This is a genomic window from Acinetobacter shaoyimingii (assembly GCF_011578045.1).
Classification (GTDB): Bacteria; Pseudomonadota; Gammaproteobacteria; order Pseudomonadales; family Moraxellaceae; genus Acinetobacter; species Acinetobacter shaoyimingii.
Map to the genome: position 1 here is coordinate 524,332 of NZ_CP049801.1, position 15,730 is coordinate 540,061.

Here is a 15,730-nt window from a genome sequence, read left to right on the forward strand (position 1 = left end):
CTTTTTTATTTTGAGGCAGATTTAATTTTGCATCAATTCCACTAGGGCTTTTGCTGCTTTGGATTGCGTCCGTCCAGGATGCCAGACCATACCCAGCTGACGCTTCATTTCAATATCAATATCAAGCGTGACCAAATCATGGCTCACCAATGTTTTAGGTAAAACTGACCAACCTAGTCCAATCGATGCCAACATACGAATAGACTCAAGTGGATTATTACTCATAGACACTTTAGGTTTTAGACCTTTCTTTTCAAACTCAGCCAACGTAATTTGCGCTGTGTAGGTTTGAGCAGATGGCAAAAGACTTGGATATTGCATTAAATCTTCAAGTTTAAGATTTGCCTTTGATGCAAGTGGATGAAATGCTGCAGCAACAAAAACCAGTGGATCATTCCAAAGCGGAATATATTTTAGACGGTCATCTAGTTCTGGAGGGAGGGTCAAGAATGCCAACTCTAAATCGCCTGCAAGAACCTTCTCATGTGCTTGTTCTGAGTCGACAAAATGTACGTCTAAAGTAACATCTGGATAATGCTGCACATATTTAGTTAAATGTTCAGGCAGATGATGCAAGCCGATATGATGGCTGGTTCCAATTTTCAGTTTACCTTTAATCTGCCCTTGTTCATGGCTTAAAGTATGATGAATATCACCCAGCTCATTAAGCCAATTTTTCACTTTGGGTAAAAGAGAATGGGCAGCATGCGTTGCTTGAACACCACGACCCGCAGATTCAAATAATTTCACACCAAAATAATCTTCTAAGCTGTGAATACGTTTAGTCACTGCAGGTTGGGTAATAAAGAGTTGATCGGCCGCCATAGAAATTGAACCAGTTTCCATGACTTTAACGAAAGCTTCAAAGGCAGCAAGATTCACTCGGAACTCCAATGTATAAACATTTTTTATGTTAAAAATATTATTTAGAAATTTTAAGAATAAATCAAAACAAATATGTGTCTATTTTTTTAATTACACAGATTTTAAACGAGTGGTATAAAATAGTGATGAAAATTGTTCATCTTGTCTGATTTTCTAATAGCAATAAAAAAGGAAACAACATTTCAATGTCAGAAATGATCAATAAATATAATAGCAATAAAAATGGAGGCTCCCAATTTAGGAGTATTTTTACCTATTCATGGAGACAATTTTTTGCGCTGTCGTTTGTGATGATGGTATCTGGCATTGCGATTGCTTATTTCTTTTCAATCTATTTACTTGTTTTGTTCGTCGCAGTTGTTTTTGTTTTTTGGAGCATGTGTCGAGTTAAGTCAAATAACAAGTTCAGAAAACTTGACCAATTGCGTATCCCCGAATTTATTAAAACTCGTTATTTGGCACTCTATCCAGAGATTGAAGAAAGTAAATTTAATGTCATAGAAGAGGGGTTTAAAGATTTTTTGGGAATGCATCTTCGTTATAAAACAGCTTATGTAATGCCTTCATATGCTGTAGATGCGTTATGGCATTTGTTAATCGATGAATTTAATCCTTATTATCAGCAGTTGTGCATAAGTACTTTGGGTTATGTGCTCAGTCATAAAGCGCATGAAAAACATCCAACGCAAGCGCAAATTACACTTTATCAGGCTCAATGGATGCAGACATGGAAATCAGCTTGCCTATTAGAGCAACAAGATCCAGAACGGACATGTCAATTGCCAAGAATTTTTCGAATTGATCAGAATGTGAAATGGAAAACTGCGCAAGCATATGAGTTAAAAAAATTAAAGCAAAATTATATGCAATGGAAAAACAAGCAACTCACCGATTTGTCTTCAACCCCCATCACTTTTGTTGAAAGTACATCAATAGGGAGTTTCTCAAGTTCCTCTACGACTGATGTTGATACAAGACTTCATGATTCAAATGATAGCCATATTTCCGATTCATCAAACAGCTGTGGAAGCTGTAGTAGTGGCAGTGATTGATCTATATTTGCCTATATTTGAGATGTGATTTTTATACCATTAAGCCTCTGTTGATTGGGTTGTCATCGTTGGCAATGGATTGTTTTTCTGCTGATCGCTTTTCTGTTGATTTCTTTCCCAAATTTTTTCATGGAAAAAGAAGGCAAATGCTTGCACAGTGGGTTCTAACAAGCTTAAAGCAATCGCCATGGCTAAACTTCCTGTGACAAAGTAGCCCACTAACATGGCAACACTGATGTGCATGATGTAATAGCTAAATGTTTTTTTAAACATACGTCGATTATTTGCAACGAAACTTTGTATGTGAGCCATGAGAGGGATTCCACGTTGTATTCAGGTATATGGAGATAATAATTATTCTCATTTAATTTGTAAAAACGAATATTTCTTAATTTTTAATCAATTTATCCGATGATGTTTTTTCTAATCAAGTCAATCATCCAACTATGAATTTTTATTCCGAAAAGTTTGGAAACTAATAAAAATGATAAATTAGATTTATGTGATACGAAGGCTATAATTGGAGTAATTTAGAAATATACCCAGTCCAGTGGAGTACCTCGACATGGCAGGCGAAACCCAAAAAGCAAAAACAGAATCTGCAAAAACATTGTATGACAAATTGTGGGATGACCATCTAGTAAAACAACGAGATGATGGTTCAGCTTTACTGTATATCGACCGTCATTTGTTGCATGAAGTGACTTCACCACAAGCATTCGAAGGTTTACAACTTGCTGGACGTAAACCTTGGCGTTTAAGTGCCAATGTGGCAACACCAGACCATAACGTTCCAACATCTACCAAAGAGCGTTCTGAAGGGATTGCAGGGATTGAAGATGATACGTCTCGTATCCAAGTACAAACTTTAGATGATAACTGTAAAACATTTAATGTTGTGCAGTTTGACATTAACGATGTACGCCAAGGGATTGCACATGTGGTCGGTCCAGAACAAGGTTTAACCTTACCAGGTATGACGGTTGTTTGTGGTGATTCACACACAGCAACACATGGTGCATTCGGTTGTTTGGCACACGGTATTGGTACATCTGAAGTTGAACATGTATTGGCGACTCAATGCTTGGTTCAAAAGAAAATGAAAAACATGTTGGTTCGTGTTGACGGTAAGTTAGGTCAAGGCGTAACACCAAAAGACGTGGTTTTAGCGATTATCGGTAAAATTGGTACTGCTGGCGGTACAGGACATGCAATCGAATTTGGTGGTCAAGTATTCCGTGATATGTCGATTGAAGGTCGTATGACGGTATGTAACATGGCAATCGAAGGCGGTGCCCGTGTGGGTATGGTTGCAGTCGATGAAAAGACCATTGAATACGTCAAAGATCGTCCATATGCACCAAAAGGTGAACAGTGGGATGCAGCTGTAGAATATTGGAATACTTTACATTCTGATGAAGACGCTCATTTCGATACTGTTGTGGTCTTACAAGGTGAAGAGATTGAACCTCAAGTATCTTGGGGAACATCTCCTGAGATGGTGGTTCCAGTTTCTGCTGCTGTACCAACTTTAGAACAAGCTAAAGATGACGTTCAACGCAATGACTGGACACGTGCTTATAAATACATGGGCTTAACGGGTGGTCAGGCATTGGCTGATATCCAACTTGATCGTGTATTTATTGGTTCATGCACTAACTCACGGATTGAAGATATTCGTGCAGCAGCTGAAGTTGCCAAAGGTAAAAAAGTTGCAAGCACAATCAAACAGGCGATGGTGGTTCCAGGTTCTGGTTTAGTCAAAGCGCAAGCGGAAGCTGAAGGCTTAGACAAAATCTTAATTGAAGCGGGTTTTGAATGGCGCGAACCGGGTTGTTCAATGTGTTTGGCAATGAATGCAGACAAATTACAACCGGGTGAGCATTGTGCATCAACCTCGAACCGTAACTTTGAAGGTCGTCAGGGTAATGGCGGTCGTACTCACTTGGTGAGTCCAGCAATGGCGGCAGCGGCGGCAATTGCAGGTCACTTTGTGGATGTGAGAAGTTTGTAATGAAATCTGTTTTGTATTTGGGTACAAAGAACTACTCTTCATGGTCATTACGTCCTTGGCTTGTCGCTAAAAAGGCAGGTTTTGACTTTGAAGAAGTGGTGATTGATTTCGATCAGCCCGATACAAAACAAAAAATTCAGGCAGTTTCACCGAGTGGAAAAGTGCCAGTTTGGGTGGATGAGCATGTTCGAATTTGGGATTCACTAGCAATTTGTGAATATTTCGCTGAACAAGTGCCATCTTTATGGCCATCAGACCCTATTCAACGTGCCCAAGCGCGAGCTGTTAGTGCTGAAATGCATAGTGGGTTTCCTGCATTACGTTCAGAAATGGGTATGAATGTTCGTGCTTATCTACGTGGTATCGAACTCAGTGAAGCTGCTAAAAATGATTTAAAACGAATTGAAGTGATCTGGACAGCGTTACTAGAAGCTCAGAGCAATAACCCTAATGCAGAAGGTTGGTTGTTTGGGCGGTTTAGTATTGCTGATGCGATGTTTGCACCTGTAGCAATTCGCTTGAATGGCTATGCAGTCCCGATGTCTGCCAGTATGAAAGCGTATCAAGCGCAGTTCTATGCAGACCCAGATTTTCAACAATGGATTAAAGATGCTGAAGAAGATACTTTGATTGTGCCTCGCTTAGAAATCGGGCAGGACAATGAAGAATACAACGCTATTCAGCCCAATGATAAGGCTTAAATAATGAAAGCATATACAGTTGAACAAGGTATTGTTGCACCATTAGACCGTGCGAATGTCGATACTGATTTAATTATTCCAAAACAGTTTTTGAAATCGATCAAACGTACCGGTTTTGGTGACAATCTATTTGATGAACTTCGTTATTTAGATGAAGGTTATCCAGGTCAAGACAATTCTAAACGTCCAAAGAATCCTGATTTTGTGTTAAATCAACCACGTTACCAAGGTGCAACAGTGTTAATTTCACGTGCCAACTTTGGTTGTGGTTCAAGTCGTGAACATGCGCCTTGGGCATTGGAAGAATATGGTTTTCGTACCGTGATTGCGCCAAGTTATGCAGATATTTTCTTTAACAACAGCTTTAAAAATGGCATGTTGCCTGTGATTTTATCTGAAGAGATTGTTGATCAGTTATTTAAAGAATGTGCTGCAACAGAAGGCTATCAGTTAACCATTGATTTAGAAGCGCAAGAAGTTCGTACACCATCGGGTGAAAGCTTTAAGTTTGAAGTTGATCCATTCCGTAAACACTGTTTATTGAATGGCTTAGATGATATTGGTTTGACTTTACAAGTAAGCGATGACATTCGTGCTTATGAAGAGAAAACGCAAAAATCACGCCCTTGGGTCTTCCAAGAAATTCGTGGCTAAGACTTCTCAGCTGTCGCTCTAGTTGTTTTGCTCAACTCTTGCTAATATCAATGCAAAATAATGTTAACTATATTGCAGAATTAGCTGAGGTTGAGTCACAACTATGGTGAAAGTTTTCAGGCAATTGGCTGTCCTAGGTTTGGTGGTGAATGCATTGACAGCCTGCCAAAGTGTGAGTACGTCACAAATAAAAAATGTGAAAGAAACACCACGAACAGAAACTAATGCGCTCATTTACTGTGCTGGAACAGCAAATTGTGAATTTGAGCGCTGGAATCAGATTGAAATTGTAAATGCGAAGAACAAGCATTTAAGCAAGAAAGCAGTACAGAATGGGATTGTCCGTTTACAAACTCAATCTCTAAAAGATGCAAATGCATTGTATCTTTCTGTTCCTCAGGGAACGCATGAAGTGGTCATTCGTTTTTATCCCGTGTCGCGTGATAAAGCAGAGACACTACATGTGATCCATAAGTTTAATTCAAAGTATCGCTATACATTTAAAATGTATCGTGCGAGAGGGAAAAATAAAGACACCTTATTAAAGGTTTCTCCACCTGATCCACTTTGTGTTGACTTAAAACGAGAGCAGAAAACCATTCGCCGTTTCTGCAAACCTTACAATGTCTTGAATGGCTTGGGTGAGTTTGTAGAACAAAAAATTTAAAACCCGTTAGTGATCATCACTGACACATAAAATGGAATAACTCATGTCTAAACATATTTTGATTTTAGCTGGTGACGGCATTGGCCCAGAAATTGTAAAAGCTGCTGAGCAAGTGTTGACACGTGTCAATGAAAAATTCAATTTAGGTTTAACGTGGGAACAAGGCTTATTGGGCGGTGCTGCAATTGACGCTCATGGTTCACCTTATCCTGAGGTTACTTCTGCTCAAGCAAAAAAAGCTGATGCGATTTTGTTAGGTGCAGTGGGTGGTCCTAAATGGGACACGATTGAGCGCTCAATTCGTCCAGAACGTGGTTTATTGAAACTACGTAGCGAATTGAACTTATTTGCAAACTTACGTCCTGCTATTCTTTATCCACAATTGGCGGATGCATCTAGTTTGAAGCCAGAGATTGTTGCTGGTTTGGATATTTTAATTGTTCGTGAGTTAACAGGTGGTATTTACTTCGGTCAACCACGTGGTATCCGTGAACTTGAAAATGGTGAAAAGCAAGGTTACAACACCGACGTTTATTCAGAATCTGAAATTAAACGTATTGCGAAGGTTGCATTTGAACTTGCGGGTCTTCGTGGCGGTAAAGTGTGTTCAGTCGATAAAGCAAACGTTCTTGAAGTGACTGAGCTTTGGAAACAAACCGTAACGGCTTTAAAAGAAGAAAAATACCCAGAAATTAACTTATCGCATATGTATGTCGATAACGCAGCAATGCAATTGGTACGTGCACCAAAACAATTTGACGTGATTGTGACTTCAAACTTGTTCGGTGACATTTTGTCTGATGAGGCGGCAATGTTAACGGGTTCTATTGGTATGTTGCCATCTGCATCATTAGATGAGAACGGTAAAGGGATGTATGAGCCATGTCATGGTTCTGCTCCAGACATCGCGGGTCAGAACTTAGCAAATCCATTGGCAACGATCCTATCTGTTGCGATGATGCTTCGTTATACATTCCGTGAAGAAGCTGCTGCGAAAGCGATTGAAGATGCGGTAGGCAACGTTTTAGACCAAGGTTTACGTACTGCGGACATCATGTCTGATAATATGCAGAAAGTCGGTACGGTTGAAATGGGGCAAGCTGTGGTTGCTGCTTTAAACTAAGCCACTTCAAAATAAATAAGCAATAAATAAAAAACGTAGCGATAGAGCTACGTTTTTTTTGCCTGATTCAAATCCACATGCTTTTGCACCCTATATTATAGATTGAGCAATATCATCTTTTAGATAAAAATTTATTCTGCATTGAGACTTAGATCATAGATATCATTCCAGAGTTTGTCGTTGCTGGTGTATCTGAAAAATTAGGAACAGCAATGGTTGGAATGGGGGATATCTGAATGGTATGAATGAATGCTTGATCTTTTGTAATTATTTTAGGATTAGACTGATCAGCTAAATTTTGAAAGTTCAAGTTTTGTTGGATATTTGTAGAATTCTGCCCAATGTACTGACTAAAATTTTGTTCTAGGTTTGTGTATTGAAGGGTGTTTAGCATACGCTCATGCATTTAAAGTAAAATAGGAGAGGATGAAATGAATAGGAATATTCATCTTGCATATCGCAACCTATTTATCAACATAATGGTCAATCTATAAAATAAAACAAACAATATAAGAAGTAAAACTATGCAAGATAAATTTGAGTAACAGCAGATTCATTGAGATATGCAAAGTAAAATGATGACAATAGAATCAGGTGTGGGAACATTATATTAAGAATAACTGATGAATCATTAACATCTGCTTTTATTTTTTTGTAAATAAAAAAAGCCACTTAATGTGGCTTTTTGCTTACTAACACTTAGCGTGCACGGTAAGTAATGCGACCCTTAGACAAATCGTAAGGTGTCATTTCTACTTTTACACTGTCGCCAGTCAAAATACGGATATAGTGTTTACGCATTTTACCAGAAATGTGTGCAATTACTTCGTGACCGTTTTCTAAACGTACACGGAACATAGTATTAGGAAGCGTTTCGGTGACAACGCCTTCGAACTCGATAAGTTCCTCTTTATTGGCCATAGCCTACCTGATAGATCAAATTGGAAAGGCGCAAATTATAGGCAAAATTTTGGAAAAATACAAGGTTAAACGTACGTGATGGATTGTATCTGTAGTCAAAATATACGAACAAACAAATAAAATAATTAAACAAAAATATCTGTAACTCTGTTGTCAGTTTGGTCAATCGACTGTAATCTAATCAAAAAGTTTTAAGTAAATATTAATAACATACAAGGAAGGGCACTACGTGAGTCAGCTAACTGATGCTTCGGTTGTTTTGCGATTAGGCTATCAAGCGATTCGTCGTGCTGGATTGCCAACCGAAGAAATTTTGACTAAGGCTGGAGTGGCTTTAAATCAAGTAGACCAAAATGCGCGTACACCACTGAGTGCACAATACGCATTTTGGGTTGCTGCAGAAGAAGTCAGCAAAGACCCAGATATTGGTTTACACCTAGGTGAGCACTTGCCTTTATATCGCGGTCAAGTCATTGAACACTTGTTTATTTCAAGTGATAACTTTGGTGAAGGCTTAAAGCGTGCATTGGCGTATCAACGATTAATCAGTGATGCATTACATGCAGAATTGGTCATAGAAGATGATCGTTGTTATCTGACCAATGGTGTACAGGTATTTGCCGATAATATGGTGAATCGACATTTTTCAGAGTGTGCTTTGTCTGGAATTTTAAGATTCTTCAAATTTATCACCGAAGGTCGCTTTACCCCAATTTACATTGACTTTAACTTCAGTCAAGGCGCAACGGATGATGAATATCTGCGGGTATTTGAGTGTCCAGTAAGCCTTGGTCAGCAAGAAACGCGCTTGTACTTTGATCCTTCTATTTTAGAGTATCCATTGTGGCAAGCAGAACCTGAACTTTTACAACTGCATGAACAATTGGCAGTTGAAAAATTGCAAGAACTGGCTCGTTACGATCTTGTCGGTGAAGTGCGCCGTGCCATTGGGTCAACCCTTGAAAGTGGTGAAACCACTTTAGAGACGGTTGCAGCTCAGTTGAACATTACACCACGTCGTTTACGTACCCAGTTAAGTGAAGCGAATACGAGTTTCCAACAGATTCTTTCTGATTATCGTTGTCGCTTAGCGAAGCGCTTATTGGCGGGAACGAGTGAAAGTGTGGAGCGAATTGTTTATCTGACAGGTTTTTCAGAACCAAGTACGTTCTACCGTGCATTTAAACGCTGGACCAATGAAACGCCAGTGGAATATCGAAAAAGAAAGCAGCGCTAGAATTATCCCTCAATCCCTCCTTTTATTAAAGGAGGGGTGTTTTACTCTTTTTAAAGGTGAGAAGGACGGCTTCGTAATAGAGGAAGATTTAAACACTTAAAACTAGAGTTATTGAGGCATATTCAACCAAAGTGGACCCAAAGGTGTTTTAGGTAGTTCAAATTGCGCTGGATAGTCCGCATGGATGAAATATAAGCCATCTGGTGGTGCAGTAATGCCAGCAGCTTTTCGGTCCTCAGCAGCGAAAATAGCGTCGATATGATCGATATCGTACATACCTTGTCCTACTTCAAGTAAACATCCCATGATATTACGTACCATATGATGTAAAAAACCATCTGCTTGGATATCTAAAACCAAATACGCACCATGCTGAATCAGGCGACAATGACTGACATGTCGTACAGGCTGATTGGACTGACATGCCGCAGCGCGAAAACTTTCAAAATTATGTGTGCCTTCGAACTTACTCGCTGCTGTTATCATCTTTTGAATATCAAGTGTTTGATATATATGAGTGACTTGTTTATTCAGTAAAGCTGGGCGGGTAGGTGCGTTATAAACCACATAGCGATAGCGACGCGCTTGTGCTTTAAACCGCGCGTGAAATTCTTGGTCCATCTCTTTAATCCATTGGATTGAGATGTCTTTTGGTAGTTGGCTGTTTGAGCCCAATAACCAACCATCTATTTTACGCACCGCAGAGGTATCAAAATGTGCCACCATATTGGTTGCATGTACGCCAGCATCGGTACGGCCTGCACCATGTAACATAATGGGTTCATTCGCAACTTTGCTGAGGACTTTCTCAATGGTTTCTTGAACAGTGATTACACCAGGTTGTTGTGTCTGCCAACCTCTGTAATTTGCGCCACTAAACTCAATCCCAATTGCAAAACGTTGCATATCAACCTCTAGTTTGAATGATCATATCATTGGCTATACCAGCGGTCATGCCACTGATCAGAAGTTGGGTATTGTAAATACATTTTAAAAATTTTGGCATAAAGATCTGAACGGCTATGCGTATCATTGATCAATATCTTGGCTTGTTTGATCCATTGGCTAATAGCATAACGCTGATCAATGCCACCAAAAGTGACTTGTGTATCTAAAATCACATGACACCCGAGTTGCTGAATGTTAAGCAGTAATTCAATGGTTTGATCATTTACAGCAATATTGCCTGTGCCATAGCCTTGCAGAATTAAAACATCGGGCAAATGGTGTTTGAGTGTTTCAAGGTTGGTATTCAACAATTCAATTTCAATCGGCTGCATCATCCAATTGATGATATTTAGCTTTTTAGCTTTTTCTATATGCTCATCTTGAATGATCATTTGTGATTGTTCAGCTAAGGTAAATGCTTGATCTACAGTTAAACCATGAAAGGCATGTAAATCAGTACTATGGATTTTAGCTGTGGTGCAGGCATGAAAAACCTGATGGTTAAATGCAATGTATACGCCATTTTGGACTTTATCCAGATGATCCAAAGCTGTATTAAGGTTGTCTACAGCATCTGTAAAATCGCGATTATCATCGCCTTGGACGTTGAGTAGAGGGTACTGACTTCCTGTGATCATGACATGACAGGATTGTTGCAGAAAACGCGCTAGGGTTGATGCTGCATATGTCAGCGTATCTGTCCCATGAATAATGACAAAATGTTGGTATTGTTGAAGTTGTAGGGTTTGAATTTGTTGTATGAGCAATAGCCAATCTTGTGCAGTCGCTGAACTGCTATCACGGATACGTGTTGCAGCAAAGCAATCAATTTGCAAATGAATAGGCAAGACTTTGGCGAGTTTAGGAATGAAGTCTTCTGCTTGCATTGGGCGTAAAGGATCGCCATAGCAACCAAAAGTACCACCCATATAGATTAAGGCAATTTTTTTCATAATAAAAAAAGCAGTCAATGATGACTGCTTTATGTTAAGACCAAAATCTTTAGGATGCTATTTTATTCAGTAAGTTTTCTGAAAGTTCACGTTGTTCAGCAGTGTATTGTGCTGTATTACGACTTAAAAGTTGTTTAGCCGATTCAAAAGCACCGAGCGCAATATAGCGTTCAGCCAGTTGTAAATCTAAAGTTGTTTCATCAATATCATTTAAATGTGGGAATGCCAATGCTAATGGGTCATTGATATTTTCAGCTTGTGTTGCAGCTGCTTCCGATTGGGCTGCAAGTTCTGTAATACTGTTTTCTACTGGTGTTTCAAACTCGATTGAAACAGGGTCAACTGAAGTCGTATCCGTAGACACAGTTTCACTCGAAATCGACTCAGTCGTTGCAACATCGCTTAATGTGCTACTGGTAAATGCGAGTGCTGAAGGTTCAATTGATAATGCTTCAGGCTCTATATGGCTGACCACATCAGATGCTGATTCGTTAGGGGTATCTGCGGTATAGGTTGTCGATGGTGTTTCAAAAGAAAACTCTAGATCTTGCGCTGTGTTTGAATCATCCACCAGCGCTTGTTCAGTTGATGTTTCATGTGTCGTGGCAGAGACAGCCGCCGAATCTAACGTAAACTCCATACTTGGTTCAAATGCTAATGCTGAATTTTGCGGTTCAGTTTGAACTGTTTCTGCTTGAACGTGATCATTGAGTGCATCAAATTCTAATTCGTTTGACGCTGATGGTTCGATATCGTTCGCAGGCGTATTAACAGAAGTGTTAGAGTCTTCGAGTTTGAAATTAAACTCAGGTGTATCTAAATTGAAATCTAAGCTATTTGATTGCCCATCTTTTGATTCAGTAGCAACGTTTGGAATATCAACATCTAAATCGATTGAGGTATCTGAATCCAGAGGTGTTGCTTCTGTAATGGTTTTTTCTTCAAATGAAAATTCATCTTCAAGATTGATTGCTGGTTCTTCAACTTCGATTTGCGCAGGCTGACTTAAGTTGAAATCCAGTGATTGGTTGCTAAATGAAAGTGGTTCTTCTTGGGTCGCAGTTGTTGTATCTTCTGTCGGTTCATTGAGAGTTAATTTTGAATCGTCAAAATCGAATGATTCAATTTTATTAACGAATACATCTTCATGAGCGTCTTGTTGAGCTTCGACTGGCTCTGGTTCTACAACTTGCTCTACAGGCTTTTGGCTAGCAGGCGGTGTAGTGTAGAATTCGAAGACTTTTAAATCATCTTTCTCTTCTGGCTCTGAGTTAAAACTTGAATGTAATTCATCGAAAGAATCTTTTCCATTGTCGATAATCAATGCATCAAAGGCTTTATTTCCTTTTGCAGAATGATCTGACTCAGCTGGCGTTTCTTCAACAAGAGTTTGAACGGGTTGAGGCTCTTCTACAATTTCTTCAGGCACATAATTTCTTTGCTTTTCTTCAGCTAGTTCAGCAATGTCATCTAAACCCAGTGAGCGAACATAGTTAAGAAGCTGTTTAATTGCAAAGTCATCATTTTGTGCTAAATGAATATCGACTAAATACAAATAAAGCTCATGTTGTGAGCTGTCCTGATTCAAAGCCTGATTGATTTTCGCTTCAGCAGTGTAAAAAGTACGTGCTTTGATGAGTTTTTCAATGCTTTGTTTGAATTTTTCATCGATAGAAGACGGACCATTGGATTGAGTCAATGCATCAGGATCAGAAGCAGGGGGATTGTTCTGGTCATTACTGGACCCAGGACCATTGCGCTTACTTGCTTTTGCAGCTGCTTTTTTTGAAGTAGTCGTTTTGCTTTTATTGGTATCCTTTTTAGACCTGTCTCTTAGCTTAAGAAGAATAAGTACTACAAGTAATACTATAAAAGGAATGACGTACAACATATTTTTACCCCTTCATTGACAACAATGAAAATTCTTCCCGATGTTAGATTTAATTTGACGGCTTCTTGACTTGATTCTGTTGTTGAAGTTGTTGCTGCAATTGCGCAAGTTTAGCATTCAACAATTGAATTCTTTGATCCTTTTGTCTTAAAGTCTGAGTGGATTCGGAAACACTCTTTTGTAATTTAACTGTTTTTTCACGAGCTGTCATAACTTTTGATGATAATTCTTGTGTTGTCGAGTTTTGCTGTAGATTTTCTTTAGCAACATTTTGATTTTTTTGGGTATCAGACTCAGCAACCAGACTCATTTCAGCATCATTTAAGCGGTACTTTGTTTTTTCAGTTGGTTTTTGACTCGATTTAGTCTTTTTAGTCGCTTTTTTTGCAACCGTTTTTTTCGTTTCAGGACGATATCCCGCTGCTAAGTTTAGCGCAGTCCCTTGGCGAATGCGATTGATATTGCCATTCACAAAAGCATGTTTGTTATTTTCTTGTAATTTTTTCATGACTTCAGGGACACTTTGATTGGTTTGCGTTGCAATACGTGATGCAATTTTCCAAAGTGATTCATTGGCTTGGACAATGTGTCGCTGATTTTGATCAGACTTTGCTGCTTTAGGGGCTGTTTTTTTTGGCTCAGTCGTTGCAACATTTTGACTGCCGACTACTGGCGCAACTTTGACTGGTTCTACAGGTGCTGCTGGTGTCGTAGCTTGAACATTCGAACTAGGCGGTTTATCACTCGGTCGAACGGTCACGGTTGTTGTGGTATAGGTAGTCGAATCAGTTTTAATATTAGGTACAATACTTACCGCAACAGGAGCCTCCAAACTGGAGCTATTCATATCATTGAATGCCGGTGGAGTTGGCATTTCATATTGAGTACTGGTCGGTAAGTTAAGGTCAATGTCTTTTTCACTGACAATCATTTGCGGTACAAGTGGTGTTTCATTAACAACCAAATCTGGGACAAAAGGCTCAACAGCAGTATTGGCTTGACGTGTTAATGGTGTTTTAACCTGATGAACGTGGGTCGCATCACCTTCGCGCACTTTAATCAGTACATTCAGTTCTTTGTCATGAATAGGGCGTGTAGACGTAATGACAATGACGCCTGTGCCATTACCCGAACGACGTGTATAAAAGTTCAAATGACCTGGTGGTTGATGTGACAACCCAGAACTCAATAGTTCTTGTGCACCAGCTAAACTCGCTTCAATGGGCGCATTCGCGTTTGCATTTCTGAATTTAATTTCAGCGTAAAGTAAGTCCCCTGAACCTGATTGAATTTGAACAGGTTCGAACGTTATAGCATGTATGGTCTGTGTAGACAGAACAGTTAAAATGGCAATTTTTAATTTGTTATATATAGTCATCTCGGTCCGTTGTTCCGACAGAATATTAGCAATCAGGTTATACAATACTCAGTTGTTATAGAAATGTAAATTTTTAACAGTATGATTACACAAAAAAGCTGATCCTAAGATCAGCTTTTTACTGGTAAAAATCTAAATTTTTATAAAATTAGGCGTTTTTATAATCGACTAAAATACGTAACATACGACGGAGTGGCTCTGCGGCACCCCAAAGAAGTTGGTCACCTACGGTAAATGCACCAAGATATTCTTTACCCATGTTCATCTTACGTAAACGACCCACTGGAACAGTCAACGTACCTGTGACAGCAACTGGAGTCAGATCAGTCATTGAAGCTTCACGTGTATTGGGTACCACTTTCGCCCACTGGCTTGATTGACGAATCATGTCCTCAATTTCATTTAAAGGCACATCTTTCTTCAATTTCAATGTGATCGCTTGTGAGTGACAACGCATTGCGCCAATACGTACACAGTGACCATCAATTGGAACGATTTGCTGGTTACCTAGGATCTTGTTGGTTTCAACTTGACCTTTCCATTCTTCTTTCGATTGACCGCTCTCTAACTGTTTGTCGATATACGGAATCAAAGAACCTGCTAAAGGCACGCCAAAGTTGGCAGATGGGAAACCTTCACCACGTTGAAGTGATGCAATTTTAGAGTCAATGTCTAAAATTGGAGATTTAGGATCGTCTAACAAATCTTTCGTGTTGTTGTACAAGTAACCCATACCAGTAATCAGCTCACGCATATTTTGTGCGCCAGCACCTGATGCAGCTTGGTAGGTCATCGAAGTTGCCCATTCAACCAAATTGTTTTGGAAGAGTGAACCTAAGCCCATCAACATCAGTGAAACAGTACAGTTACCGCCTACGAAAGTTTTTGTGCCTTTTACAAGCGCATCTTTGATCACATTCATGTTCACTGGATCAAGGACAATAATTGCTTCATCATCCATACGCAATGTAGATGCAGCGTCAATCCAATAACCATTCCAACCTTCAGCTTTCAGTTTTGGAAAAACTTCAGAGGTGTAATCGCCACCTTGGCAGGTAATAATGACATCCATTTGCTTCAGACTGGTAATGTCTGATGCATCCATAAGTGCTGGGGCGGTCTTTCCGCCAAACGCAGGCGCTTCACCACCTGCATTACTGGTAGAAAAATAGAATGGCTCAATATGAGCGAAATCATTCTCTTCAACCATACGTTGCATAAGGACGGAACCAACCATCCCGCGCCAACCGACCAGACCTACTTTCATGTCACTTTGCCTCGGTGCGTTAAAAATTAAAAGGGGGTT

15 protein-coding genes are annotated in these 15,730 nt (G+C 39.5%); 7 read left to right on the plus strand and 8 right to left on the minus strand.

Going from position 1 to position 15,730, the window contains the following annotated elements; translation table 11 throughout:
- Positions 1-21: 21 nt before the first annotated feature.
- Positions 22-882, minus strand: a complete 861-nt coding sequence (locus G8E00_RS02400) for a LysR family transcriptional regulator (protein WP_166221735.1) — start codon at positions 880-882, stop codon at positions 22-24.
- Between the two features lie 290 nt (positions 883-1,172).
- Between G8E00_RS02400 and G8E00_RS02405 the strand changes: the two genes are divergently transcribed.
- A complete protein-coding gene (locus G8E00_RS02405; RefSeq protein WP_166221737.1) occupies positions 1,173-1,937 on the plus strand; it encodes a glycine-rich domain-containing protein in 765 nt (254 codons plus the stop codon).
- Between the two features lie 39 nt (positions 1,938-1,976).
- Here the strand turns inward: G8E00_RS02405 and G8E00_RS02410 are convergent, their stop codons facing one another.
- Positions 1,977-2,249 carry a DUF2061 domain-containing protein gene (locus tag G8E00_RS02410; protein WP_166221739.1) on the minus strand — a complete coding sequence of 91 codons (273 nt, stop codon included), beginning with the start codon at positions 2,247-2,249 and terminating at the stop codon, positions 1,977-1,979.
- A 253-nt stretch (positions 2,250-2,502) separates the two neighbouring features.
- Here G8E00_RS02410 and leuC point away from each other — a divergent pair, with 253 nt between their 5' ends.
- From leuC to leuB, 5 genes are all read left to right on the plus strand, one after another.
- The gene (gene leuC / locus G8E00_RS02415) at positions 2,503-3,951 is read left to right on the plus strand and encodes a 3-isopropylmalate dehydratase large subunit (RefSeq protein ID WP_166221741.1); all 1,449 of its coding nucleotides are present in this window, start codon (positions 2,503-2,505) and stop codon (positions 3,949-3,951) included.
- Complete coding sequence (locus G8E00_RS02420) at positions 3,951-4,652, plus strand: glutathione S-transferase family protein (protein WP_166221743.1); 702 nt, start codon at positions 3,951-3,953, stop codon at positions 4,650-4,652. Before leuC ends, G8E00_RS02420 begins: the two co-directional genes overlap by 1 nt.
- Positions 4,653-4,655: 3 nt before the next feature.
- Positions 4,656-5,306: a 3-isopropylmalate dehydratase small subunit gene (gene leuD, locus G8E00_RS02425; protein ID WP_166221745.1), complete on the plus strand. Its 651-nt coding sequence runs from the start codon at positions 4,656-4,658 to the stop codon at positions 5,304-5,306.
- 103 nt (positions 5,307-5,409) lie between these two features.
- Entirely contained in the window at positions 5,410-5,973 is a 564-nt protein-coding gene (locus G8E00_RS02430; RefSeq protein ID WP_166008570.1) for a hypothetical protein, read from the plus strand.
- Positions 5,974-6,016: 43 nt separating this feature from the next.
- A complete protein-coding gene (leuB, locus tag G8E00_RS02435; protein WP_166221747.1) occupies positions 6,017-7,096 on the plus strand; it encodes a 3-isopropylmalate dehydrogenase in 1,080 nt (359 codons plus the stop codon).
- 699 nt (positions 7,097-7,795) lie between these two features.
- Here the strand turns inward: leuB and infA are convergent.
- The gene (gene infA / locus G8E00_RS02445; protein ID WP_004692529.1) at positions 7,796-8,017 is read right to left on the minus strand and encodes a translation initiation factor IF-1; all 222 of its coding nucleotides are present in this window, start codon (positions 8,015-8,017) and stop codon (positions 7,796-7,798) included.
- A 229-nt stretch (positions 8,018-8,246) separates the two neighbouring features.
- On the opposite strand from infA, the gene G8E00_RS02450 reads away from it, so the two are divergent.
- On the plus strand, positions 8,247-9,254 hold the full coding sequence (locus G8E00_RS02450) for an AraC family transcriptional regulator (RefSeq protein WP_166008567.1): 1,008 nt from the start codon (positions 8,247-8,249) through the stop codon (positions 9,252-9,254).
- Positions 9,255-9,362: 108 nt separating this feature from the next.
- Here the strand turns inward: G8E00_RS02450 and truA are convergent, their stop codons facing one another.
- From truA to asd, 5 genes are all read right to left on the minus strand, one after another.
- Positions 9,363-10,160, minus strand: a complete 798-nt coding sequence (gene truA, locus G8E00_RS02455; protein ID WP_166221751.1) for a tRNA pseudouridine(38-40) synthase TruA — start codon at positions 10,158-10,160, stop codon at positions 9,363-9,365.
- A 26-nt stretch (positions 10,161-10,186) separates the two neighbouring features.
- Complete coding sequence (locus G8E00_RS02460; RefSeq protein WP_166226363.1) at positions 10,187-11,155, minus strand: asparaginase domain-containing protein; 969 nt, start codon at positions 11,153-11,155, stop codon at positions 10,187-10,189.
- Between the two features lie 49 nt (positions 11,156-11,204).
- Entirely contained in the window at positions 11,205-13,046 is a 1,842-nt protein-coding gene (locus G8E00_RS02465; protein ID WP_166221753.1) for a hypothetical protein, read from the minus strand.
- A gap of 49 nt (positions 13,047-13,095) precedes the next feature.
- Complete coding sequence (locus tag G8E00_RS02470; protein ID WP_166221755.1) at positions 13,096-14,424, minus strand: type IV pilus assembly protein FimV; 1,329 nt, start codon at positions 14,422-14,424, stop codon at positions 13,096-13,098.
- 148 nt (positions 14,425-14,572) lie between these two features.
- Positions 14,573-15,691, minus strand: a complete 1,119-nt coding sequence (gene asd / locus G8E00_RS02475) for an aspartate-semialdehyde dehydrogenase (protein ID WP_166008563.1) — start codon at positions 15,689-15,691, stop codon at positions 14,573-14,575.
- Between the last annotated feature and the right edge of the window lie 39 nt (positions 15,692-15,730).

What these genes read in the sequence shown, in the direction of transcription:
- truA (WP_166221751.1), bottom strand. Translation starts at nt 10,160, where the DNA reads ATGCAACGTTTTGCAATTGGGATTGAGTTTAGTGGCGCAAATTACAGA.
- G8E00_RS02410 (WP_166221739.1), bottom strand. Translation starts at nt 2,249, where the DNA reads ATGGCTCACATACAAAGTTTCGTTGCAAATAATCGACGTATGTTTAAA.
- leuC (WP_166221741.1), top strand. Translation starts at nt 2,503, where the DNA reads ATGGCAGGCGAAACCCAAAAAGCAAAAACAGAATCTGCAAAAACATTG.
- G8E00_RS02465 (WP_166221753.1), bottom strand. Translation starts at nt 13,046, where the DNA reads ATGTTGTACGTCATTCCTTTTATAGTATTACTTGTAGTACTTATTCTT.
- infA (WP_004692529.1), bottom strand. Translation starts at nt 8,017, where the DNA reads ATGGCCAATAAAGAGGAACTTATCGAGTTCGAAGGCGTTGTCACCGAA.
- G8E00_RS02430 (WP_166008570.1), top strand. Translation starts at nt 5,410, where the DNA reads ATGGTGAAAGTTTTCAGGCAATTGGCTGTCCTAGGTTTGGTGGTGAAT.
- leuD (WP_166221745.1), top strand. Translation starts at nt 4,656, where the DNA reads ATGAAAGCATATACAGTTGAACAAGGTATTGTTGCACCATTAGACCGT.
- asd (WP_166008563.1), bottom strand. Translation starts at nt 15,691, where the DNA reads ATGAAAGTAGGTCTGGTCGGTTGGCGCGGGATGGTTGGTTCCGTCCTT.
- G8E00_RS02420 (WP_166221743.1), top strand. Translation starts at nt 3,951, where the DNA reads ATGAAATCTGTTTTGTATTTGGGTACAAAGAACTACTCTTCATGGTCA.
- G8E00_RS02470 (WP_166221755.1), bottom strand. Translation starts at nt 14,424, where the DNA reads ATGACTATATATAACAAATTAAAAATTGCCATTTTAACTGTTCTGTCT.
- leuB (WP_166221747.1), top strand. Translation starts at nt 6,017, where the DNA reads ATGTCTAAACATATTTTGATTTTAGCTGGTGACGGCATTGGCCCAGAA.
- G8E00_RS02460 (WP_166226363.1), bottom strand. Translation starts at nt 11,155, where the DNA reads ATGAAAAAAATTGCCTTAATCTATATGGGTGGTACTTTTGGTTGCTAT.